At 61.0% G+C, this 24,208-nt stretch carries 17 protein-coding genes and 3 pseudogenes; 12 read left to right on the plus strand and 8 right to left on the minus strand.

Annotation, left to right across the window (positions count from 1 at the left end; translation table 11 throughout):
• The first annotated feature begins 67 nt into the window (after positions 1-67).
• Genes PSH80_RS18945 through PSH80_RS18965 form a run of 5 tightly spaced genes read left to right on the plus strand, consistent with a single transcriptional unit; the run spans position 68 to position 5,537 of the window.
• Entirely contained in the window at positions 68-961 is an 894-nt protein-coding gene (locus PSH80_RS18945; RefSeq protein WP_162947804.1) for a DMT family transporter, read from the plus strand.
• Positions 962-987: 26 nt separating this feature from the next.
• Positions 988-2,850: a molybdopterin-synthase adenylyltransferase MoeB gene (moeB, locus tag PSH80_RS18950; protein WP_305417918.1), complete on the plus strand. Its 1,863-nt coding sequence runs from the start codon at positions 988-990 to the stop codon at positions 2,848-2,850.
• A gap of 25 nt (positions 2,851-2,875) precedes the next feature.
• Complete coding sequence (locus PSH80_RS18955; protein WP_057439531.1) at positions 2,876-3,790, plus strand: PLP-dependent cysteine synthase family protein; 915 nt, start codon at positions 2,876-2,878, stop codon at positions 3,788-3,790.
• A 23-nt stretch (positions 3,791-3,813) separates the two neighbouring features.
• The gene (locus PSH80_RS18960) at positions 3,814-4,806 is read left to right on the plus strand and encodes a serine O-acetyltransferase (RefSeq protein ID WP_120733866.1); all 993 of its coding nucleotides are present in this window, start codon (positions 3,814-3,816) and stop codon (positions 4,804-4,806) included.
• 2 nt (positions 4,807-4,808) lie between these two features.
• Positions 4,809-5,537 (plus strand): alanyl-tRNA editing protein, encoded by a 729-nt coding sequence (locus PSH80_RS18965; RefSeq protein WP_057960346.1) that lies wholly within the window; start codon positions 4,809-4,811, stop codon positions 5,535-5,537.
• 53 nt (positions 5,538-5,590) lie between these two features.
• Here PSH80_RS18965 and PSH80_RS18970 read toward each other — a convergent pair whose 3' ends face one another.
• The 7 genes and pseudogenes from PSH80_RS18970 to PSH80_RS19000 all read right to left on the minus strand — a co-directional run bounded on the left by PSH80_RS18970 (position 5,591) and on the right by PSH80_RS19000 (position 15,172).
• The gene (locus PSH80_RS18970; protein WP_128592852.1) at positions 5,591-6,439 is read right to left on the minus strand and encodes a hypothetical protein; all 849 of its coding nucleotides are present in this window, start codon (positions 6,437-6,439) and stop codon (positions 5,591-5,593) included.
• A gap of 239 nt (positions 6,440-6,678) precedes the next feature.
• Positions 6,679-8,163, minus strand: coding sequence for a 2-methylcitrate dehydratase (gene prpD, locus PSH80_RS18975; RefSeq protein ID WP_169989633.1), 1,485 nt, complete (start codon positions 8,161-8,163; stop codon positions 6,679-6,681).
• Between the two features lie 236 nt (positions 8,164-8,399).
• Complete coding sequence (prpF, locus tag PSH80_RS18980; RefSeq protein ID WP_305417923.1) at positions 8,400-9,590, minus strand: 2-methylaconitate cis-trans isomerase PrpF; 1,191 nt, start codon at positions 9,588-9,590, stop codon at positions 8,400-8,402.
• A gap of 11 nt (positions 9,591-9,601) precedes the next feature.
• Positions 9,602-12,198, minus strand: a pseudogene (gene acnD, locus PSH80_RS18985) (Fe/S-dependent 2-methylisocitrate dehydratase AcnD).
• Positions 12,199-12,400: 202 nt separating this feature from the next.
• Positions 12,401-13,530: pseudogene (gene prpC / locus PSH80_RS18990) on the minus strand (2-methylcitrate synthase).
• Positions 13,531-13,571: 41 nt separating this feature from the next.
• Positions 13,572-14,465 (minus strand): methylisocitrate lyase, encoded by an 894-nt coding sequence (gene prpB / locus PSH80_RS18995; protein ID WP_029298299.1) that lies wholly within the window; start codon positions 14,463-14,465, stop codon positions 13,572-13,574.
• Positions 14,462-15,172: a GntR family transcriptional regulator gene (locus PSH80_RS19000; protein ID WP_057439536.1), complete on the minus strand. Its 711-nt coding sequence runs from the start codon at positions 15,170-15,172 to the stop codon at positions 14,462-14,464. The genes prpB and PSH80_RS19000 overlap by 4 nt, the downstream gene beginning before the upstream one ends.
• 273 nt (positions 15,173-15,445) lie before the next feature.
• Between PSH80_RS19000 and PSH80_RS19005 the strand changes: the two genes are divergently transcribed.
• From PSH80_RS19005 to PSH80_RS19025, 5 genes and pseudogenes are all read left to right on the plus strand, one after another.
• Complete coding sequence (locus PSH80_RS19005) at positions 15,446-15,982, plus strand: ATP-dependent zinc protease (RefSeq protein ID WP_057960351.1); 537 nt, start codon at positions 15,446-15,448, stop codon at positions 15,980-15,982.
• A 5-nt stretch (positions 15,983-15,987) separates the two neighbouring features.
• A complete protein-coding gene (locus PSH80_RS19010) occupies positions 15,988-17,520 on the plus strand; it encodes an inactive transglutaminase family protein (RefSeq protein ID WP_198799615.1) in 1,533 nt (510 codons plus the stop codon).
• Complete coding sequence (locus tag PSH80_RS19015) at positions 17,520-18,506, plus strand: alpha-L-glutamate ligase-like protein (RefSeq protein ID WP_057960353.1); 987 nt, start codon at positions 17,520-17,522, stop codon at positions 18,504-18,506. The genes PSH80_RS19010 and PSH80_RS19015 overlap by 1 nt, the downstream gene beginning before the upstream one ends.
• Positions 18,507-18,616: 110 nt before the next feature.
• Positions 18,617-19,960 carry an aminodeoxychorismate synthase component I gene (gene pabB / locus PSH80_RS19020; RefSeq protein ID WP_305417927.1) on the plus strand — a complete coding sequence of 448 codons (1,344 nt, stop codon included), beginning with the start codon at positions 18,617-18,619 and terminating at the stop codon, positions 19,958-19,960.
• Between the two features lie 396 nt (positions 19,961-20,356).
• Positions 20,357-20,524 (plus strand): annotated as a pseudogene (locus tag PSH80_RS19025) (type II toxin-antitoxin system HigA family antitoxin); the annotation flags it as partial.
• Between the two features lie 131 nt (positions 20,525-20,655).
• On the opposite strand, the gene thrH reads toward PSH80_RS19025, so the two are convergent.
• On the minus strand, positions 20,656-21,273 hold the full coding sequence (thrH, locus tag PSH80_RS19030) for a bifunctional phosphoserine phosphatase/homoserine phosphotransferase ThrH (protein WP_305417929.1): 618 nt from the start codon (positions 21,271-21,273) through the stop codon (positions 20,656-20,658).
• Positions 21,274-21,427: 154 nt separating this feature from the next.
• On the opposite strand from thrH, the gene PSH80_RS19035 reads away from it, so the two are divergent.
• Both PSH80_RS19035 and PSH80_RS19040 read left to right on the plus strand, forming a co-directional pair.
• The gene (locus tag PSH80_RS19035) at positions 21,428-22,162 is read left to right on the plus strand and encodes a phosphoadenylyl-sulfate reductase (protein WP_057960355.1); all 735 of its coding nucleotides are present in this window, start codon (positions 21,428-21,430) and stop codon (positions 22,160-22,162) included.
• Between the two features lie 502 nt (positions 22,163-22,664).
• Positions 22,665-24,194, plus strand: coding sequence for an NCS1 family nucleobase:cation symporter-1 (locus PSH80_RS19040; protein ID WP_305417932.1), 1,530 nt, complete (start codon positions 22,665-22,667; stop codon positions 24,192-24,194).
• Positions 24,195-24,208 lie beyond the last annotated feature (14 nt).

A 24,208-nucleotide genomic window follows, 5' to 3' on the forward strand; every position in this document is an offset into this window, starting at 1 on the left:
GCAATAAACAATGCCAATGTCCGCCGTCATCGAAAATGCCGAAAAAACCAAAAACCACAAACAATGGCTGGCTGGCCTGATCACCAGTGTGATGTTTCTGATTGTCTGCCTGAGCTGGGGCACCACCTGGCTGGGGATCAAGATCGCGGTGGAAAGCGTGCCGCCACTGACCTCGGCGGGCCTGCGCTTCCTCATCGCCTTTCCGCTGTTCCTGTGTTTTGCCCTGGTGCGGCGCGAGCCGATCCTGTTTCCACGGGAGAGCCGCTGGTTCTTTGTGTTCGTGACCCTGTGCTATTTCAGCGTGCCGTACTACCTGCTCAACTACGGCGAGATGCACGTCTCGTCCGGCCTGACCGCCCTGCTGTTCAGCTGTATGCCAGTGTTTATCCTGATCTTCTCGGCATTGTTCCTACGCGAGCGCATCTACTTTTCCCAGGTCATCGGGATCGGCATCGGTTTCGGCAGCCTGTACATGATCCTCAAGAGTCAGGGACTGCACCTTGACCATGCCGAGTTCTTCGGCGTACTGGCGATTCTGACCGCCGCGATCATGCATGCCTTGTGCTATGTCATTACCAAGCAAAAAGGCAGCGCCATCAGCGTGATCACCTACAACACCCTGCCCATCGGGATTGCCGGGCTGATGCTGTTCGTCGCCGGCCTCTGGTTTGAATCGCCGACCTTCGAGGCCATCACCCTGCGGTCCTGGAGCGCCCTGTTCTACCTGGGTCTGGTAGCGTCGGTGGGAGGTTTTATCGTGTACTTCATGCTGCTCAAGCGCCTGAGCCCGATCATCCTGTCGTTCGTCTTCATTATTTTCCCGGTGTTCGCCGTGATCATCGGTGCCTGGTACGAAGGCCTGGAACTGTCCCGGGACCTGATGCTGTACTCGGCGATCCTGCTGGCCGGCTTTGCAATCACCAAGCTGCCGATCGAAAAGCTGCTGGCAAAACCCAATTGACCCTTTCCCCACCACGCGAGAGAAACATGGAAGTCCTCCGCCAAACCGCCCTGGAGCAGATCTACGCCCACGCCTGCCGCACCTATCCCGAAGAGTGCTGCGGCTTTGTCTTTGCCGACGGCAGCGTGTACCTGGGCAGCAATATCCAGAACGAGTTGCACCGCAAGAACCCCGAGGCCTACCCCCGCAGCGCGGCCAACGGCTACACCTTCTCGGTGACCGACACGCTGCTGATGAACAAGGCCTTTCGCACGGACAACCCGGTGGTGGTGATTTACCACTCCCACCCGGATGTCGGTGCCTACTTCAGCGACGAGGATCAGGACAAGGCCCTCTACATGGGGGAACCGATCTACCCCGTCAGTTACCTGGTGGTGGATGTCCGCCAGGGCAAGGCCCTTGGGTCGAAGCTGTTTGCCTGGGATGGCACGCACTTCGCCCTCAACCCCTTCAACGACCTGCAAACGGAGTTGTACATGAACGCTGTCTCTTTCCCCGACATCCTGGCCCGTGTGGCCAAGTTGCCAGAATCGACCCTCGAGGGTGCCGGATCGACATTGCGCGAAGTCATTGAAGGCCTCTGTGCCCGCTACCCGCAGCTGCGGGCGCACCTGTTCCACGAGAACAACGGCCGGCTCAAGGAACACTTCCTGTTCACGGCCGGGGAAGAACTGATCGGCCCCGACGAGCCGCTGCCCGAAAAAGCAAAAATCGAAGTATTGCTCGCCACCTCCGGCGGCATGGACATCGAGTCCTTGAGCAACGAGGAAGTGCAGCGCTATGTGCGCCATATCACCCTGCCCGGTGTCGGCCGCGAAGGGCAGCTGAGCCTGAAGAAAGCCAGGGTGCTGATCATCGGCACCGGCGGCCTGGGCTCGCCCATCAGCCTGTACCTGGCCGCTGCCGGCATCGGCACCCTGGGGCTGGTGGACTTCGATGTGGTGGAAAGCAGCAACCTGCAACGCCAGGTGGTGCATGGCAACAGCACCCTGGGCCTGCCCAAGGTCGAATCCGCCAAGCGCCGGCTGCAGGACCTCAACGCGCACATCCGGATCAACACCTACGACACCGCGCTGAACGCCGACAATGCCCTGGAACTGGTCGGCGACTACGATCTGGTGATCGACGGCACGGACAACTTCGAGACCCGCTACCGGGTCAATGATGCCTGCGTACAATTGGGCAAGCCGCTGGTGTATGGCGCGATCTACCGTTTCGACGGCCAGATCAGCGTGTTCAATTACCAGGGCGGGCCCTGCTACCGCTGCCTGTACCCCCACGCCCCGCCGGCGGAACTGGCGCCCAATTGCAGTGCTGGCGGGGTCATCGGTGTACTGCCCGGCGTGGTCGGGATGATCCAGGCCACCGAGGCGATCAAGCTATTGATTGGCCTGGGCGAATCCTTGTCCGGCCGGTTGATGCGCTTTGATGCCCTGGCCATGAAGTTCAGTGAAATCCGTTTCAAGCGCCGCGCCGACTGCCCGTGCTGCTCCGACCTGCGTGAAGAACATCAGCCCCCAGCCACCGTCTGTGCCGATGCCATCCGCAGCGCTCCAAGCCTGGCCGCAGAGCACTACATCAAGCCCCAGATGCTCAAGCAGTTGCTGGAGCAGCGCAGCAGCGCCGACATCCTGCTGGATGTGCGCGACGCCAGCGAGCTGGAGGTATGCCAACTGCCCGGCGTGGTGCACATCCCCCTGGCCCAGCTCGACGAGCACCTCGACACGCTCAGCCGTGACAACACCCACTACCTGATCTGCTACGCCGGCATCCGCGCCGAGCAGGCCGCCAGCACCTTGCTAGCCGCTGGCTTTGCCAACACCCGGGTGCTTGAAGGCGGCATGAAACATTGGGTGCGCGACGTCGAACCCGACATGCCTTTGTACTGATCACAGGCCTGGGGGTACTTATCTGATGCTGCACAACTCCATACTCGACGCCATCGGCCAAACGCCCATCGTGCGCCTGGAACAATTCTCCGAAGACCTCGGCATCGAGGTCTTCGCCAAGCTTGAATCCCTGAACCCGGGCGGTAGCCACAAGGCACGGATTGCCCTGGGCATGATCCTCGACGCCGAGCGCCGGGGCATCCTGATTCGTAACTCAGGGCAAACCATCATCGAACCCAGCGGGGGCAACACTGGCATCGGCCTGGTGATGGCCGGCAATGTGCTGGGCTACAAAGTGGTGCTGGTGATTCCCGACAACTACAGCCCCGAAAAGCAAAAGCTGCTGCGCCTGTATGGGGCCAAGGTGGTGCTGTCGGACAGCCGCCTGGGCAATAACTCCCATGGCGAAAAGTGCATGGAGCTGCAGCTGGAAAACCCCAGCTTCGTCATGCTCAACCAGCAACGCAACGGCGCCAACCCCCAGACCCATCGCGACACCACCGCCCCGGAAATCATCCGCGCCTTTGGCGAGCGCCAGGTCGACTACTTCGTCAGCGGTATCGGCACCGGGGGCCATATCACCGGGATCGGTGAAACCCTCAAGGCCGCCTGGCCGCAGATCCGCGTGATGGGTGTAGAACCCGAGGAGTGCGACCTGCTCAGCGACCGCCATGCGCCGCACCATATCCAGGGCCTGTCCATCGGCTTGATCCCGAGCATTCTCAACCTGAATGTGCTGGACGGCATGCTCAAGGTCTCGCGCCTCGACTGCCTGGAAATGATGAAGCGCATCATGCGTACCGACGCCATCAGCCTGGGACTGTCGTCGGCCGCCAATATGGTGGCCATCGCCAAGCTCGCCCCGGAACTGCCCACCGACACCGTCGTCCTGACCATGGTGTACGACAGCGCCGACAGTTATCTGCCCTGTTTCGAATAACGACAATTACGGGGGTGCCTTCCATGGGAGGCTTTATCGACATGCAACAGCTGCACGATGAGTTGCTGACCCACCTCATCGCCACCCTGTCGCCAGCGCAGATGGCACAGTTGCAGCCACACCTGGCGGAGTTGATCCAGCCAGCGGCGCAGGAAGTGGCCGAGGACCTGATCGCCTACGCCTGGCGCGATCCGGCGTCCCGCGGCCGGGGTGAACTGATCCTGGAGTCCTACGCCTCGTTCAAGGCCGTGCTGTATTACCGGCTGGCGCATTGTGTCTGGAACCTTCCCGACCCGGCCCACGGCCAGTTCTGCGCCATTGCGCTGACTTTGAGCAACCAGGGCAAGCTCCTGTCCGGCGCCGAAATCCACCCGGCCGCCCGCATTGGCCGGCGCTTTGTGCTGGATCATGGCTTTGGCACGGTAATCGGCGAAACCTGCGAGATCGGCAATGACTGCTACATCCTGTGTGGCGTGACCCTGGGCGCCCGGGGCATCGCCAACAACCCGGACGGCAAGCGCCACCCGCGCCTGGGCAATAACGTGGAAGTCGGCGCAGGCGCCAGGGTGCTCGGGTATGTGCTGATCGGCGACAACGTGTTTATCAGCCCCTCCTGTGTCATCACCCAGGACGTGCCCGCAGGCACCAAGGTCAAGGTGGTCAACCAGATCCAGTTGCAGAAAAACGACGAATCGGACGCCAGCAACTACCTCGGAGCCTTTGCCCTCGACGAGCGCCTGCATGTGGTCGGTGAAGTCGACATCAGCCACCGGGTCACGCTGCTGGATGCCGACTTCCATCCATTGTCCGGCGTGGTGCTGGAGCCCACGGTCAAGGAGCGTCATCACCTGCAGTTTCGCCTGCGTACGCTGCAGGCCCCCACCTATCCCCCGCGCCTGCCCCTGAACCTGAAGGTGTGCGGGGCGAAGTTCGAAGTCACCCTGCTCTCCCCACCCGGGTTGAGCGCAATGGTGCGGCGCCTGCTGCAAACCAGCCCACTGATCGTTGGAGGATGAACATGTCCGTACACACTATGGAAACCCTGGCGCTGTTTGACAGCGCGCCTTACCAGAACGCCTTCAGCGCCCGCGTGATTGCCGTCAGCGAACAGGGCGTGGCCCTGGAGCACACCCTGTTCTACCCCACCGGGGGTGGCCAGCCCGGAGACACCGGTTACTTCACTCTGGCGGACGGCAGCCGAGTCAACGTGACCGGGACTGTGCGCGACCCGGTACTGCGCTCGATCATCTGGCATCAAGTGGACCACTGCCCCGAGTCATTGCGCGCAGGCGCACAGGTAGACGCCGGCCTGGACTGGGAACGGCGCTACCAGCACATGAAGATGCACACCTGCCTGCATCTGCTGTGCTCGATCATCGACGCGCCGGTGACCGGTTGCAGCATCAGCGCCGACAAGGGCCGCCTGGATTTCGACCTACCGGAAATGACCCTGGACAAGGAGAGCATCACCCGCGACCTCAATGCCTTGATCGAGCAGGCCCATGAGGTCAAGTCGCTGTCGATGCCGGCGTCCGAATACTCCACCCTGTTGCAGATCACCCGCACCCAGGCGGTCGCGCCCCCGGTGATCCAGGGCGCGGTGCGGGTGATTGAAATTGCCGGCATTGATATCCAGCCGTGTGGCGGCACCCATGTGGTCAACACCGAAGAAATCGGCCGGGTGTTCTGCGAGAAAATCGAGAAAAAAAGCAAGCACAACCGGCGGGTGATCTTGCGGTTCGAGTGAAGCGTCAAGCTGCCAACGGGGGGGGGTAAACGCCCCTATTGGCACGCTTGCCTTTACTTCGCCTGGGCTTTGATCTGGGCACTCAATTGCTGGACTTGCTGTTGCAGTTGGGTAATCACCTGGGTGAACTCAGTCATCATTTGATCTATACGTGCGCGCAGTTGCTGGTTGTCGCGCATGAGATCGTCAGCGCTGCGGTTCGCCGGTGGCGTTGGCTCATGGGGCTGAGCCGCTGCTGGAGCGTCCTTGGCACCGGGCGCTTGCTCAGCCGATGTGGGGGCCGACGGGGCATTGCTGTCAGTCTTCGGACCTGCGGCAGGGGCTTCGTTTGCGGAGGCATCTGCCCCCCCCATTTTCTGGGTCAACGCCTGGATCTGCTCTTGCAGCTTAGTTACCACCGCCGTGAACTGGGTTTGCAGGCGCTCAATCGTCTCGCGCAGTTGGTCATTTTCAGCAGTCAGCTGCTCGAGGCTACGAGGTGCCTCCGACCCCGACACCGGCGTGTTGTTGTCTGCGCGAGCACTGGCTTCAGGCGGCACTTTGCCCTGCCCTGCTTCTGCGCGGCCACTGGCATCTTGTTTCGATGGGGCGCCCCCTTTTGCAGGGCTCTCCATCATGCCGGCTTGCTGCCCCAGGTTTGCTATCTGCTGTTCAAGCTCAGTGATTATCGGCGTGAAGTGGGCAACCAACTGGTTAAGACTGTCACGCAGCTGGTTGTTTTCCTGGGAGAGCTGCGCCAGTTGAGGCGAGTTAGTACTGGCATTGGATGACGGTGCATTGACCAGGCCTTTATGTGCCGCAAACTGCCCACGCTGCTGCGCAGTCATCGGTGGGCGGGGTGGAGTTGAATCTGCTTGCGCGCCGGGCGGGGCATCCGTTTCAGCACGGCCTTCGTTCTGCACGGACGCTGGTTTGGGAGGCATTTCATAGGGCTGGCTGGGTGCGTACTGCGAATGACTTACGCTCGTCATAGTGGACCTCTCAGATTCAGGTAGTTGATTCACGGGCATTGCATCCCGGATGCCCCGGCAAAAACAGGTCATCTGGCTATCTGATTGGTCATTATCGGAATAAGGTTCCGGCGATGTCGGGCGTACGAATAGCAAAGTATGTCCACTTCACAACTCGCCGCCCGACGCCCTCATATCACCCACAAATCCACAAACCGGTTCACCGGCGTCGCTTCAAGCCGTGCCTGATCCTTGCACAGTGCAAAAATCTCGGCGCTGCGCTGCGCGGGGAAGCGTGTCCCCAGGTTGGCCTTGAACTTGTCTTCCAGCAAAGGAATGCCATCCGCCCGGCGCCGACGATGGCCAATCGGGTATTCCACCGCGACCTGCTCGGTGCTCGAACCATCGGTGAAGAACACCTGCACCGCGTTGGCAATGGAACGCTTGTCCGCTTCCAGGTACTCGCGGCTGTAGCGTGGATCTTCGACGATTTCCATTTTGCCGCGCAACTCATCAATGATCGGGTGCGCTGTATGGAACTCATCTTCGTACTGCTCGGCGACCAGGTTGCCAAACGCCAGGGGCACGGCTGTCATGTATTGCAGGCAATGGTCGCGGTCGGCCGCATTGGCCAGTGGGCCGACCTTGGAAATGATGCGAATGGCCGACTCGTGGGTGGTGATCACGATGCGCTCGATCTCGTGCAAGCGGTGCCTGACCTGCGGGTGCAAGGTGACAGCAGCTTCACAGGCGGTCTGGGCGTGGAACTCTGCAGGAAAGCTGATCTTGAACAGCACGTTTTCCATCACATAAGTGCCATAGGGCTGGGGCAAACTGAATGCGCGCTTGTCCTCAGGCTTGAGGGCCAGGTCCTTGTTGGTGTGACTGAACAACACGTCGTAGAAGCCCCACTGCGGTGCGCTCAGCACGCCGGGGATGCCCATCTCGCCACGCAGAGCGATATCCGCCAGACGTACACCACGACTGGATGCATCCCCCGCCGCCCAGGATTTGCGTGACCCGGCGTTTGGCGCATGCCGGTAGGTCCGCAAGGCCTGACCATCGACAAAGGCATGAGACAGTGCCGACAGCATCTGTTCGCGGTTGGCCCCCATCAACTTGGCACAGACCGCAGTGGAGGCCACTTTCACCAACAGCACATGGTCAAGACCGACGCGGTTGAAGGAGTTTTCCAGGGCAATCACACCCTGGATTTCGTGGGCCATGATCATCGCTTCCAGCACCGCGCGCACGGTCAGCGGCGCCTCGCCATGGGCCACGCGTTTTTGCGACAGGTGATCAGCGACGGCGAGAATGCCACCGAGGTTATCCGAAGGATGGCCCCATTCGGCGGCGAGCCAGGTGTCGTTGTAATCGAGCCAACGCACGATGCAGCCGATGTCCCACGCGGCCTTGACCGGGTCCAGGCGATAGGACGTACCCGGCACCCGCGCACCGAACGGCACCACTGTGCCTTCGACAATCGGTCCCAAATGCTTGGTGCACTCGGGAAAACGCAGGGCCAGCAGGCCACAACCGAGGGTGTCCATCAGGCAGTTGCGGGCGGTGTCCAGGGCATCCGGGGAGTCGATGCGGTAGTTGAGGACGTAATCGGCAATGTCCTGCAAAACCGGGTCGTAGTCGGGGCGGTTGTTCTGGTCGACGTTGGCGCTCATGGCAGTACTCCAAAATGGGTTGGGTGTGTTCCTTCCTCAGGCTCAGGGTGGGTGGTTTGTGGCAGGTCTGAATGCCTGCTCTCGTACATAAATCCAGAGGCCGCCGCCCCCTTGTGGGAGCGGGCTTGCCCGCGATAGCGCTGGATCAGTTGGTATCTGCGTGACTGACACGCCGCTCTCGCGGGCAAGCCCGCTCCCACACAAGCCCGCTCACATATCGGGGCCGGCGCAGAGCTTTAGAATGCGTCGCCGGGCACGCGCACGTAGCCTTCCATCAAGACCCGCGCACTGCGGCTCATGATGGCTTTCTTTACCACCCATTCGCCGTTGACCTGGCTGGCTTCGGCGCCCACGCGCAAGGTGCCGGACGGATGCCCGAAGCGCACGGCGTTGCGTTCCACACCGCCCGCCGCGAGGTTGACCAGGGTTCCGGAAATCGCCGCCGCCGTGCCAATCGCCACCGCCGCCGTCCCCATCATCGCGTGGTGCAACTTGCCCATGGACAGCGCGCGCACCAGCAGATCCACATCGCCGGCCTTGATCGCCTTGCCACTGGAGGCCAGGTAATCCGCAGGCTTGGCCACAAACGCCACCTTCGGCGTGTGCTGGCGCTGGCCCGCTTCGTCCAGGTGCTTGATCAGGCCCATGCGCAATGCACCATAGGCCCGTACCTGCTCGAACATGGCCAGGGCTTTGGGATCGCTATTGATCGCGCCTTGCAGCTCGGTGCCGGTGTAGCCGAGGTCTTCGGCATTGATAAAAATCGTCGGGATTCCCGCGTTGATCAGCGTCGCCTTAAAGGTGCCGACACCCGGCACTTCCAAGTCGTCGACCAGGTTGCCGGTGGGGAACATCGAACCGCCGCCGCCCTCTTCTTCCGCTGCCGGGTCCATGAACTCCAGTTGCACTTCCGCCGCCGGGAAGGTCACACCATCCAGCTCGAAGTCGCCGGTTTCCTGCACCGCACCGTTGGTGATGGGCACATGGGCGATGATGGTCTTGCCGATATTCGCCTGCCAGACCCGCACCACGGCCACGCCGTTGTGGGGAATGCGGGCCGCATCCACCAGGCCGCTGCTGATGGCAAACGAGCCAACAGCCGCTGACAGGTTGCCACAGTTGCCGCTCCAGTCTACGAACGGCTTGTCGATGGAGACCTGGCCAAACAGGTAGTCCACGTCATGCTCGGCGTGGGTGCTCTTGGCGAGGATCACGGTTTTGCTGGTGCTGGAGGTGGCACCGCCCATGCCGTCGATCTGTTTGTCATAGGGATCGGGGCTGCCGATCACCCGCAGCAGCAAGGCATCGCGCGCCGCACCCGGGACCTGGGCCGATTCGGGCAGGTCCTTGAGGTTGAAAAACACGCCCTTGCTGGTGCCGCCACGCATGTAGGTGGCGGCGATCTTGATTTGCGCTACGTGTGTCATGGTTATCCTCTTCAGGCGGTCGCCGCCGATTCCAGGAAGTCCTGGGCAAAACGCTGCAACACGCCGCCCGCCTCGTAGATCGACACTTCTTCAGCGGTGTCCAGGCGGCAGGTCACCGGCACTTCGACACGCTCGCCATTCTTGCGGTTGATCACCAGGGTCAACTGCGCACGCGGGGTGCGCTCGCCGATCACGTCATAGGTTTCGCTGCCATCAATCTGCAGGGTCTTGCGGTCAGTACCCGGCAAAAATTCCAGGGGCAGCACGCCCATGCCCACCAGGTTGGTGCGGTGGATGCGTTCGAAGCCTTCGGCGGCAATCGCTTCCACACCCGCCAGGCGCACGCCCTTGGCCGCCCAGTCGCGGGACGAACCCTGGCCGTAGTCGGCGCCGGCAATGATGATCAGCGGCTGCTTGCGCTCCATGTAGGTTTCGATGGCTTCCCACATCCGTGTGACCTTGCCTTCCGGCTCGATGCGCGCCAGGGAACCCTGCTTGACCTTGCCGTTTTCCTGGACCATTTCATTGAACAGCTTGGGGTTGGCAAAGGTCGCGCGCTGGGCGGTCAGGTGGTCGCCGCGGTGCGTTGCATACGAGTTGAAGTCGACTTCCGGCAGGCCCATTTTCGCCAGGTATTCGCCGGCGGCGCTGTCGAGCATGATCGCGTTGGACGGCGACAGGTGGTCAGTGGTGATGTTGTCCGGCAGCACCGCCAGCGGGCGCATGCCCTTGAGCGGACGCGCACCGGCCAGGGCGCCTTCCCAGTACGGCGGGCGGCGGATGTAGGTGCTCTGCGGGCGCCAGTCGTACAGCGGCGTGACTTTCGGGCCGGTGTCCTCGTGGATCGCAAACATCGGGATGTAGACCTGGCGGAACTGCTCCGGCTTGACCGAGGCCTTGACCACTGCGTCGATTTCTTCATCGCTCGGCCAGATGTCCTGCAGGCGGATTTCCTTGCCGGTGGCGTCCAGGCCCAGCACGTCCTTCTCGATATCGAAGCGGATGGTACCGGCAATCGCATAGGCCACCACCAGCGGTGGCGAAGCCAGGAATGCCTGCTTGGCGTACGGGTGGATGCGCCCGTCGAAGTTGCGGTTACCCGAGAGCACGGCGGTGGCGTACAGGTCGCGGTCGATGATTTCTTGCTGGATCACCGGATCGAGTGCACCGGACATGCCATTGCAAGTGGTGCAAGCGAAGGCCACGACGCCAAAACCCAGCTGCTCCAGCTCGCTGGTCAGCCCGGCTTCGTCGAGGTACATGGCCACGGTTTTCGAACCCGGCGCCAGGGACGACTTGACCCACGGCTTTGCGGGCCAACCCAAGCTTGTTGGCATTGCGCGCCAGCAGGCCGGCGGCGATCACGTTGCGTGGGTTGCTGGTGTTGGTGCAACTGGTGATGGCGGCGATGATCACCGCGCCGTCGGGCATTTGCCCCGGCACGTCATCCCATTGCCCGGAAATGCCCTTGGCCGCCAGGTCGCTGGTGGCCACGCGGGCGTGCGGGTTGCTCGGGCCGGCCATATTGCGCACGACGCTGGACAGGTCGAAGCTCAGGCCACGCTCGTATTGCGCGCCCTTGAGGTCATCGGCCCACAGGCCGGTGTGCCGCGCATACTGCTCGACCAGGGCGACTTGTTCGTCTTCACGCCCGGTGAGCTTGAGGTAAGCGATGGTCTGCGCGTCGATGTAGAACATCGCCGCCGTGGCGCCGTATTCCGGAGCCATGTTGGAGATGGTGGCCCGGTCGCCCAGGGTCAGGGCTGAGGCGCCTTCGCCGAAGAACTCCAGCCAGGCACCGACAACTTTCTGCTGGCGCAGGAACTCGGTCAGGGCCAGCACCATGTCGGTGGCGGTGATGCCCGGTTGCAGCTTGCCCGTCAGTTCGACGCCAACGCTTTCCGGCAGGCGCATCCACGACGCGCGGCCAAGCATCACACTCTCGGCTTCCAGGCCGCCGACGCCGATGGCGATTACGCCCAGGGCGTCGACGTGGGGGGTGTGGCTGTCGGTGCCGACGCAGGTATCCGGGAAGGCCACGCCGTCACGCACCTGGATCACCGGGGACATTTTCTCCAGGTTGATCTGGTGCATGATGCCGTTGCCCGGCGGGATCACATCGACGTTTTTGAAAGCCTTTTTGGTCCACTCGATAAAGTGGAAACGGTCTTCGTTGCGGCGGTCTTCAATGGCGCGGTTTTTCTCGAAGGCCTGCGGGTCGAAACCACCGGCCTCGACGGCCAGGGAGTGGTCGACGATCAGTTGGGTCGGCACCACCGGGTTGACCTTGGCCGGGTCGCCGCCTTGCAGGGCGATGGCGTCACGCAGGCCGGCGAGGTCTACCAGGGCGGTCTGGCCGAGGATGTCATGGCATACCACCCGGGCCGGGAACCAGGGGAAGTCGAGGTCGCGCTTGCGCTCGATCAATTGGCTCAGGGAAGCGTTGAGAGTCGCCGGGTCGCAGCGACGCACCAGGTTTTCGGCGAGCACGCGGGGAGGTGTAAGGCAGCGTGGCGTAGGCACCGGGGGTGATGGCCTCGACAGCCGCACGGGCGTCGAAGTAATCCAGGCGGCTGCCGGGGAGCGATTTGCGAAATTCAGTGTTCATCGTCAGGACTCGGTCACGGTAGTTACAAAAGGAAGACCTGTGCCGCCCCAGAATTGGAATGAGGTCAAAATGTGGGAGCGGGCTTGCTCGCGAATGTGGTGTGTCATTCAACACATTCACTGACTGTTACCCCGTATTCGCGAGCAAGCCCGCTCCCACACTTTTGATTCGGCTACCAATTCCGGATTGTCGGTCTCCCCACTCAGCGACGTTCGATTGGCACGAACTTGCGCTGCTCGACGCCGATGTACTCGGCGCTTGGACGGATGATGCGGTTGTTGGCGCGCGCTGCTCAAACACATGCGCCGCCCAGCCGGTCAGGCGTGAGCAGACGAAGATCGGGGTGAACAGCTTGGTCGGGATGCCCATGAAGTGGTACGCCGAGGCATGGTAGAAGTCGGCGTTGGGGAACAGTTTCTTCTGTTCCCACATGGTCTTGTCGATGGCTTCGGAGACCGGGAACAGCACCTTGTCGCCCACTTCATCGGCGAGTTTTTTCGACCAGCCCTTGATCACTTCATTGCGCGGATCGTTGTCTTTATAGATCGCGTGGCCAAAGCCCATGATCTTGTCCTTGCGTTCCAGCATGCCGAGGGTGCCTTTCACGGCGTCTTCGGCCGAGGAGAAACGCTCGATCATTTCCATCGCCGCTTCGTTGGCACCGCCATGCAGCGGGCCGCGCAGGGAACCGATGGCGGCGGTGACGCAGGAATACAGGTCGGACAGGGTCGAGGCACACACACGAGCGGTGAAGGTCGAGGCGTTGAATTCGTGCTCGGCGTAGAGGATCAGCGACACGTTCATGACTTTTTCATGCAGCTCGCTCGGCTTCTTGCCATGCAGCAGGTGCAGGAAATGCCCGCCGATGCTCGGCTCGTCGGTCACGCAGTCGATGCGCTTGCCGTCGTGGCTGAAGCGGTACCAGTAGCACATGATCGCCGGGAACGCGGCCAGCAGGCGGTCAGTGACATCGCGCTGCACGCTGAAGTCTTTTTCCGGTTCGATATTGCCGAGGAACGAGCAACCGGTGCGCATCACGTCCATCGGGTGGGCGTCGGCAGGGATGCGTTCCAGCACTTCCTTGAGCGCCTGGGGCAGGTCACGCAGCTTGCTCAGCTTGGCGCTGTAGGCCGCCAGCTCGGCCTTGCTCGGCAATTCGCCGTACAACAGCAGGTAGGCGACTTCTTCAAACTGCGCGTCGGCGGCCAGTTCACGCACGTCGTAGCCGCGATAGGTCAGGCCGGCACCGGCCTGGCCCACGGTGGACAGTGCCGTCTGCCCGGCCACCTGGCCACGCAGGCCGGCGCCACTCAGTACTTTTGCTTCAGCCATGGTTCTTCTCCAATTTTGTAGTTATCTGGGAGGCGCTGCGCTTACTTCTTGGCGGCGAACAGCGCGTCGAGCTTCTGCTCGAAGGTGTGGTAGTCGATGCGATCGTAAAGCTCCATGCGGGTTTGCATGGTGTCGATCACGTTCTGTTGGGTGCCGTCGCGACGGATCGCGGTGTAGACGTTCTCGGCGGCCTTGTTCATGGCGCGGAAAGCCGACAGCGGGTACAGCACGATAGAAACATCGGCAGATTTCAACTGTTCGGTGGTGTACAGCGGGGTCGCGCCGAATTCCGTGATGTTGGCCAGGATCGGGGCTTTGACCCGTGAAGCGAACAGCTTGTACATCTCAAGCTCGGTGATGGCTTCCGGGAACACCATGTCGGCGCCGGCCTCGATGCACGCGGCGGCACGTTCCAGGGCGGACTCCAGGCCTTCCACGGCCAGGGCGTCGGTGCGCGCCATGATCACGAAGCTGTCATCGGTCCGGGCATCCACGGCGGCCTTGATACGGTCGACCATTTCCTGCTGGGACACGATCTCTTTGTTCGGGCGATGGCCGCAACGCTTGGCCCCCACCTGGTCCTCGATATGGATCGCGGCGGCGCCGAACTTGATCATCGACTTGACGGTGCGCGCCACGTTGAACGCCGAGGAGCCGAAACCGGTGTCCACGTCGACCAGCAGCGGCAGGTCGCAGACATCGGTGATACGGCGCACATCGGTCAGCACATCATCCAGGCCGGTGATGCCCAAGTCCGGCACGCCCAGGGAGCCCGCGGCGACCCCGCCACCAGACAGGTAAATGGCCTTGAAACCGGCGCGCTTGGCCAGCAGCGCGTGGTTGGCATTGATCGCGCCGACCACTTGCAGGGGGTGTTCGCTGGCGACCGCATCACGGAAACGCTGGCCGGGGGTGCTGTTTTTATAGGAACTCATGACTCACCTCTCGAGGGGGCGCCGTCGGGGAAGTGACGGGCGATATTGCGTTTGGAGGCGCCGATATGACGGCGCATCAACAACTCGGCCAGTTCACCGTCGCGATCGGCAATCGCGTCAAGAATGCGGTGATGCTCGGCAAATGCCTGGCGTGGACGATTGGGGGTGGCGGAGAACTGGATGCGGTACATGCGCACCAGTTGATACAGCTCGCCGCACAACATTTGAGTCAGGGTGCGGTTACGCGCGCCTTGAATGATCCGGTAATGAAAGTCGAAGTCGCCTTCCTGCTGGTAGTAGCCCACACCGGCCTGGAATGCAGCATCGCGCTCGTGGGTGTGCAGGACTTGGCGCAGTTCCTCGATTTCTTCGTCGGTCATGCGCTCGGCGGCCAGGCGGCAGGCCATGCCTTCGAGGGATTCGCGGATTTCGTAGAGTTCCACCAGCTCAGCCTCGCTCAGGGACACCACCCGAGCGCCGACATGGGGCACGCGCACCAGCAGGCGCTGGCCCTCCAGGCGGTGGATCGCCTCACGCAGCGGGCCACGGCTGATGCCGTAGGTGCGCGCCAGCTCAGGCTCGGAGATCTTGCTGCCGGGGGCAATCTCGCCCTTGACGATGGCGGCCTGGATGCGACGGAAGACGTTCTCAGACATCGTTTGGGAATCGTCCTGCCCTACTACCGGAATTTCCAGCTGATCCAGCATGATTGTCGACACCTTTAAAAGCAATGTCGCAAAAACTAGCCAATCAGCCCCTGATAGTCAAAGAATAAATGCACATTGTCGACAATCGTCTAATAACCTGCCTTGCATCCTACAAGGGCATGGCCGGCTGCCAGCGCTGGCGCCAGAGAACCTTCATGTTAGAATGCCCGCCGCATTTGCCTGACATCCCCGGATGAAAAGGCGCACGAGGGAGCTTGCGCAGCAATGCCAGTCGCCTTGAATCAAACATCGCACTGCACCGCCTCAGGATCTATGAGACTCAAGCCCTTCCCCCTATTGTTTTGCCTACTGATGTTTCCGGGCCTTGGCATCGCTGCCGAGAAGACCGTCTATGGCCTCAATGAATACGCCAAGCTGGCGGGTATTGACCTGGAAGTCGCCGCCAAGCTCGACACCGGCGCCAAGACTGCGTCGTTGAGTGCCCGGGACATCAAGCGCTTCAAGCGCAACGGTGAGTCCTGGGTCCGCTTCTACCTGGCCATCGACACCGCCCATTCGCACCCCATCGAGCGTCCCCTGGCCCGCGTCAGCAAGATCAAGCGCCGCGCCGGCGACTACGACCCCGATGAGGACAAGAACTACACCGCCCGTCCGGTGATTGCCCTGGACATCTGCATGGGCACTGCTTTACGCAGCATCGAAGTGAACTTGACTGACCGCAGCGCCTTCCAATATCCGCTGCTGATTGGCTCCGAAGCCTTGAAACGCTTTGATGCGCTGGTCGACCCCAGTCTTAAATACGCAGCAGGCAAACCTGCCTGCGCCGCCGACGCTCATACCGCCGAGTAATTCCAATGCGCTCTCTTAATATGCACTTGAAGATTCTGATCGCCATCCTGGTGGTACTGGGCATTTCGGTCACGGCCTATCAGATCCTGGTTCTCGGCATCCCGGTGACCGAGGACGCCACTGACGACCTGTGGAACATCGACGCCAAGGTCGAGTTCGTGGCCAACGCCAAGGATCCGGTCAAGGTCCAGATGTTCGTGCCGCCCCTGAGCCGCGACTTCGTCAGCCTCAATGAGAGCTTCATCTCCAACAACTATGGGGTGAGCGTCAACCGCATCGACGGCAACCGCAAGGTCACCTGGTCGGCCCGGCGCGCCAAGGGCAACCAGACCCTCTACTACCGCCTGGTGCTGACCAAGCGCTACAGCGGCGAAAAGGTCAAGGTCAAGGGCCCGACCTTCCGCGACAGCATCGCCGTGGAAGGCCCGGAAAAAATCGCCGCCGAGGCCCTGCTGGCACCGATCCGCCAGCACTCGGCCGATGTCGAGACCTTTATCAGCGAAGCCATCAAGCGCACCAACAACCTCAACGATGACAACGTCAAGCTGCTGCTGGCGGGCGATCCGTCGACGCCGCACAAGGCCAAGATCATCGAGTTGCTGCTGTCCATCGCCCACGTGCCGGTGGAAAAGGTCCACACCATCCGCCTGGTAGCCGACCAACCGCAAACCCCAGAACTGTGGCTGCGCAGCTTCAATGGCAACGACTGGCTGTACTTCAACCCGGAAACCGGCGAACAGGGCCTGCCCTCCGATCGCCTTCTGTGGTGGACCGGCGATGAAAACCTGATCACCGTCGACGGCGGCAAGAAAGCCGCCGTGACCTTCAGCCTGAACAACAGCGAGATGAACGCGATCCGCCTGGCCAAGCTGACGGACGAGAACACCGACGCCAACTTCCTCGAATACTCGCTCTACGGCCTGCCGCTGCAAACCCAGCAGACCTTCATGATCATGGTGATGATCCCGATTGGCGTGCTGGTGATCCTGATCCTGCGTAACCTGATCGGCCTGCAGACCCTGGGCACCTTCACCCCGGTGCTGATTGCCCTGGCGTTCCGCGAGACGCAACTGGGCTTTGGCATCGTGCTGTTTACGGTGATTACGGCGCTGGGGCTGTCCCTGCGGTCGTACCTGGAGCATTTGAAGCTGCAGATGCTGCCGAGGCTCTCGGTGGTACTGACCTTTGTCGTGGTGTTGATTGCGGCCATCAGCCTGTTCAGCCACAAGCTGGGCCTGGAGCGCGGCCTGTCGGTGGCGCTGTTCCCGATGGTGATCCTGACCATGACCATCGAACGCCTGTCCATTACCTGGGAAGAGCGCGGCGGCGGCCATGCGATGAAAGTCGCGATTGGCACCCTGTTCGCTGCCTCCCTGGCCCACCTGATCATGAGCGTGCCGGAGTTGATCTACTTCGTGTTCACCTTCCCGGCGATCCTGTTGATCCTGGTGGGCTTCATGCTGGCCATGGGTCGCTACCGTGGCTACCGCCTGACCGAGCTGGTGCGTTTCAAAGCCTTCCTCAAGGCTGATTCGTAATGTTCGGGTTCTGGAAGACCTGGAAGGCCCTGGAAGCGCGGGGCATCATGGGCATCAACCGGCGTAATGCCGACTACGTGCTCAAGTACAACAAGCGCAGCCTGTATCCGATTGTCGATGACAAAATCATCACCAAGGAACGGGCGATCCAGGCCGGCATCCATGTGCCGGAGATGTACGGGATCATTTCCACCGAGAAAGAAATCGACAAGCTCGACGAAATCATCGGTGGCCGTAGCGACTTCGTGATCAAGCCGGCCCAGGGCGCCGGCGGCGACGGCATCCTGGTGATCGCCGACCGTTTTGAAGGGCGCTATCGCACGGTGTCCGGCAAAATCATCAGCCACGAGGAAATCGAGCACCAGATTTCCAGCATCCTCACCGGCCTGTATTCCCTAGGCGGTCACCGCGACCGCGCGTTGATCGAATACCGGGTGGTGCCCGACCAGATCTTCAAGAGCATCAGCTACGAAGGCGTGCCGGATATCCGCATCATCGTGTTGATGGGCTACCCGGTGATGGCCATGCTGCGCTTGCCGACCCGTCAGTCCGGCGGCAAGGCCAACCTGCACCAGGGCGCGATTGGCGTGGGCGTGGACCTGGCCACCGGCCTGACCCTGCGCGGCACCTGGCTGAACAACATCATTACCAAGCACCCCGACACCACCAACGCGGTGGACGGTGTGCAACTGCCCAACTGGGACGGTTTCATGAAACTCGCCGCCGGCTGCTACGAGCTGTGCGGGCTGGGTTACATCGGTGTAGACATGGTGCTGGACCAGGAAAAAGGCCCGTTGATCCTCGAACTCAATGCGCGCCCCGGGTTGAATATCCAGATTGCCAACGATTGCGGCCTGACCTTGCGTACCCATGCCGTAGAAGCTCGACTGGAAGAGCTGAAGGCGGCGGGCGTGACAGAAACGGCGGAAGAACGGGTGAAGTTTGCCCAGGAAATGTTTGGGCATATTCCACCCGTGGAAGGCTGACAGCGCCCCGCGGCTGCGCCCTCTATCCAACCATCCCCGACATCCCCTCTAGGAGCAAATCCTACAGGGGACTACAATCCCCTCCCCGCCCCATGGCTGATTCACCCCGCATGTCGACCTGCTCTGTACATCCCCTGCCCTATCGGGCAAACCCCGCCGAGTATTTTGCGGCGATCCGCCATGCACCCGGCGCCGTGCTGCTGGACAGCGGCCGACCGGCAGCCGAGCGTGGTCGCTATGACTTGCTCAGCGCCTGGCCGGAAGCAACCCTGGCGGTATGGCCGGACGAAAGCGGTAGCGATTTCTTACAACGGCTGCGGGAAAATCTGACGATGCTGGGTGAGGCTAGCCTGCCCGCGCCCTATGAACTGCCGTTCGCCGGCGGCTTGATCGGCTACCTGAGCTACGATTTTGGCCGCCACCTGGAGCAACTGCCGCATCAGGCTATCGACGATATCGGCCTGCCCGATGCCCGTTTTGGCCTGTACGCCTGGGCGTTGGTCAGCGACCATCAGGCGCGCACCAGCCAATTGGTGTTCCACCCCAGACTTCCGGAAAGCGAACACCAGCGCCTGCTGGCCCTGTTCAGCCAACCGGCCGCCGACACCCCGGCCAGCTTCAAGCTGCATACCCGGATGACCCCAGACCTGAGCGCCGCAGCCTATGAACAGGCCCTGGCGCGGATCCAGGATTACATCCAGGCCGGCGACTGCTACCAGGTCAACTTCGCCCAACGCTTTCGCGCGGCCTGCAACGGCGATCCATGGGTCGCCTACTGCGCCTTGCGCGCCGCCTGCCCGACGCCGTTCTCGGGCTTTCAGAGCCTGCCGGATGATGGCGCGGTAGTCAGCCTGTCACCGGAGCGTTTCGTGCGGGTCAACCAGCGCCAGGTGGAAACCCGTCCGATCAAGGGCACCCGCCCCCGCGGGCTGACTCCGCAAGAGGATGCGGCCAACGCCGCCGAACTCCTGGCCAGCCCCAAGGATCGTGCAGAGAACCTGATGATCGTCGATCTGCTGCGCAATGACCTGGGCCGCACCTGCCGCACCGGCTCGGTCAAGGTCCCGGAGCTGTTCAGCCTGGAAAGCTACCCCAACGTGCATCACCTGGTCAGCAGTGTCACCGGCGAACTGGCCGACGACAAAGACGCCCTGGACCTGATCGCCGGCAGCTTCCCCGGCGGCTCGATCACCGGCGCCCCGAAGATCCGTGCGATGCAGATCATCGACGAGCTGGAACCGACCCGGCGCGGCTTGTACTGCGGTTCATTGTTGTACCTGGACGTGCGTGGCGAGATGGACAGCTCCATCGCCATTCGCAGCCTGCTGGTCAAGGATGGCCAGGTCTGTTGCTGGGGCGGCGGCGGGATCGTCGCCGATTCCGAGTGGCAGGCGGAGTACCAGGAGTCGATGACCAAGGTGCGGGTGTTGCTGGAAACACTGGAAGGGCTGTAAGCCAACCTCCCAGGGAAAGAGCCTGAATCAGAACCACCGTGGACAGTATCAGGGCGCAGGGATAGCGTCTGACTCTGGCATTCCACCTGGCCGTCTGTGAGGGATCACATGGGTCGACTGCTTATTGCTTCTGTCGCTTTATCGTTTGCACCGTTAAAACAAAGCCCTTTTCCTACACATCGCGCTCCCTGTGAAGAGTTACAAATCCAGGAAGCGACACCTAATTTCTCCCAAATTGGGAGGCTTGATTTATGCGACTAATCGCAAGAACCGCCTTAAGGGAGTTCTGGGAATCATCCGGCTTACACCGACTCCCAAACACCCCTGGTTGAAGGGTATCGCCATAGGGAGAAGTCCACCTTTTACACGCCGCAAGACCTGGCCGCTGCGCTGGCGCGCGTGGACCAACTGGGCCTGACGGCCCGTGACCTGGAACCCTTTATCGGCTCCAGCGGACGCGTGTCGGAAGTGCTGAACCACAAACGCAAATTGAGCCTGGCCATGATCAAGCGCCTGCACGAGGGTTTGCGCATTCCTTATGAGCAGTTGCTTGCGGGAGTTTGATCTTTGGCGTTTTCGAGGGCCTCATCGCAAACAAGCCCGCTCCCACATTCGACCGTGCTCCCAAAGGATAAACGCGGTCGAATGTGGGAGCGGGCTTGCTCGCGATGAGGCAACCAGCCTCGCTCAATAACTTACAGGCTCAACGGACGGTTCGACGCCTTGATGAACTCTTTCTTCAAGTCCTCAAAAGTATGCACCGCCGGGAATTGCGGGAACTCGCGAATCACATTTTCCGGTGCATGGAACAGAATCCCACGATCCGCCTCACCCAACATGGTGGTGTCGTTGTAGGAATCGCCTGCAGCAATTACCCGGTAGTACAGGGTCTTGAATGCCAGCACCGACTGACGCTTAGGGTCTTTCTGGCGCAGTTGATAGCTCACCACCCGGTCATTTTCATCGGTGATCAAACGGTGGCAAAGCAGGGTCGGGAAGCCCAGTTGACGCATCAACGGCTGGGAAAATTCATAGAAGGTGTCCGACAGGATCACCACCTGGAAGCGCTCGCGCAGCCAGTCGACGAACTCGATCGCACCTTCCAGCGGTTTGAGGGTGGCAATCACTTCCTGGATGTCCGACAGCTTCAAGCCGTGCTCGTCGAGAATGCGCAGGCGTTGCTTCATCAGGACGTCGTAGTCGGGAATGTCCCGGGTGGTGGCCCGCAAGGATTCAATACCGGTTTTTTCAGCGAAGGCGATCCAGATTTCCGGAACCAGCACCCCTTCCAGGTCGAGACAGGCAATTTCCACAAGACACTCCCATTTGGATTTTTTTTCAGTTGAGCGAGCAAAAGGACTGCCGAACTCTAGCGATTCGCGCTGGCCACCGCAACGCAGAGCGGATTTTGTTAACATCCCACTCCTATAGAGCGCTCAGCGCCACTGACCTGTAGGAACCGTCCTGATGAACCAAGCCTTCGACGTCGCTGAACTCGCCGCGACCTATGCCAACAAGTCCGCCCAGGACATCCTCAAGCTGGCGTTCAGCCAGTTCGGCGATGACCTGTGGATTTCCTTCAGCGGTGCCGAGGATGTGGTGCTGGTGGATATGGCCTGGAAGCTGAACAAAAACGTCAAGGTCTTCAGCCTCGACACCGGCCGCCTGCACCCGGAGACCTACCGGTTTATCGAGCAGGTGCGGGACTTCTACAAGATCGATATCGAATTGATCTCGCCGGACCAGAGCAAGCTGGAGCCCTTCGTCAAGGAAAAGGGCCTGTTCAGCTTCTACAAGGACGGCCATGGCGAATGCTGCGGCGTGCGCAAGATCGAACCGCTGCGCCGCAAACTCTCCGGCGTACGTGCCTGGGCCACCGGCCAGCGCCGCGACCAGAGCCCCGGCACCCGTAGCCAGGTGGCGGCCCTGGAAGTCGATAGCGCCTTCTCCACCCCCGAGCGCACGCTCTACAAGTTCAACCCGCTGGCGCAAATGACCAGTGAAGAGATCTGGGGTTATATCCGCATGCTCGAGTTGCCGTACAACAGCCTGCATGAGCGCGGCTTTATCAGCATCGGCTGCGAACCCTGCACCCGTCCGGTATTGCCGAACCAGCACGAGCGTGAAGGCCGCTGGTGGTGGGAAGAAGCAACCCAGAAGGAATGTGGGCTGCACGCGGGAAATATCATCAGCAAGGCCTGAAAAGCCTCGCCTGCGAAAAATCTCGCAACAAGAGCGTGTGGGAGCTGGCTGGCCTGCAATGGCATCACCTCGGTGTAATTGAATACCGGGGTGATGCCATTTCAGGCCAGCCAGCTCCCACATTTGTTTCCAGCGACCATTAAACCTGTACACACAAACGTAACCAACAGTGCCATTTTTGTGTGCACTTTAATCATTACGCACCGAAACGTTACACCCCATTTCGGCTAACTTCCTACATTCTTGATTCCCCTATCCCCGCCAAAAAATAAATTCCTGTTCAATCGGTCAATTTATATTTCTTCAAATTCAGCTGGTTACTCAATCGACCTATAAAAACGAAATTAGCGGTAGTTTTGTTAGATATAAACCTGGCACACAAGTGGCTTATGGAGTTGGAGTTTTTGTATACAACTTAAACAACAACCCACATACACTTCGTGTCCGCACGCTAGCCGCGCCTAACCCTCGCGCTCGCTGCAGATGCCAGGAGCCTGCCGGCATGCCTACAAGTCTCTCCAATAACCTTGCACTGGATCTGCCCTCCTCCACAGCCAACCCCCCGGCGGCAAACTCCGGCCCGCTGGTGCTGAGCCCACGCCTGCACAACAAGGACCTGGCGCCCACCAAAGTCGAAGGTCGACGCTGGGGTGGCTACAGCATCTTCGCCCTGTGGACCAACGATGTGCACAACATCGCCAACTACTCCTTTGCCATCGGCTTGTATGCCCTGGGCCTCGGTGCCTGGCAGATTTTGTTGTCACTTGGGATCGGCGCGGCGTTGGTGTATTTCTTTATGAACCTGTCCGGCTACATGGGCCAGAAAACCGGTGTGCCGTTTCCAGTGATCAGCCGGATAAGTTTCGGTATACATGGCGCGCAAATTCCTGCGTTGATCCGCGCCGTGATTGCCATCGCCTGGTTCGGGATTCAAACCTACCTCGCATCCGTCGTCTTTCGCGTACTGCTGGTGGCGATTAATCCAGGATTTGCCGACTACGACCACAACACGATCCTCGGCCTGTCCACCTTGGGCTGGGCATGTTTTGTGATGATCTGGTTTGTGCAACTGGTGATTCTGGCCTACGGCATGGAAATGGTCCGACGCTACGAAGGCTTTGCCGGCCCCGTTATCCTGCTGACCGTCGCGGCGCTGGCCGGCTGGATGTACTTCCAGGCCGACGGCCAAATCGCCTGGTCGATCCGCGAGCCCCTGAGCGGTGGCGAGATGTGGCGCAATATCTTTGCCGGCGGCGCCTTGTGGCTGGCGATCTACGGCACCCTGATCCTCAATTTCTGCGACTTCGCCCGCTCATCGCCTTGCCGCAAGACCATCAAGGTCGGCAACTTCTGGGGCCTGCCGGTGAACATCCTGGTGTTCGCAATCATCACCGTGCTGCTGTGCGGCGGGCAGTTCCAACTCAATGGCCAGGTAATCGAAAGCCCCACGCAGATCATCGCGGCCATTCCCAATACCTTGTTCCTGGTGCTGGGTTGCCTGGCATTCCTGATCGTCACCGTGGCGGTGAACATCATGGCCAACTTCGTTGCCCCGGCCTTTGTGCTGAGCAACCTGGCCCCCAAGTACCTGAACTTCCGGCGCGCCGGGCTGATCAGCGCGTTCCTCGCGGTGCTCATCCTGCCGTGGAACCTCTACAACAGCCCGCTGGTGATTGTGTATTTCCTCTCCGGCCTGGGCGCGCTGCTGGGCCCACTGTATGGCGTGATCATGGTGGATTACTGGCTGATCCGTAAGGGCCGGATCGACGTGCCGCAGTTGTATAGCGAAGACCCCAACGGCGCTTACTACTACAGCCACGGGGTGAACCTGCGGGCAGTGGCGGCGTTTGTCCCGGCTGCGGTGATTGCCATTGTCCTGGCGCTGTTGCCGGGGTTTGCCAGCGTCTCGCCGTTCTCCTGGCTGTTTGGCGCTGGCATTGCCGGGGTGCTGTATCTGCTGATCGCCAAGCGTCAGCCGTTTTATGCCGATATCAGCGGCGAGAGCATCGCTGTCGACAACGTCAGTCATTGATCAGGAGGTCATCC

The sequence above is a fragment of the Pseudomonas sp. FP818 genome (assembly GCF_030687335.1).
Lineage (GTDB): Bacteria > Pseudomonadota > Gammaproteobacteria > Pseudomonadales > Pseudomonadaceae > Aquipseudomonas > Aquipseudomonas shahriarae.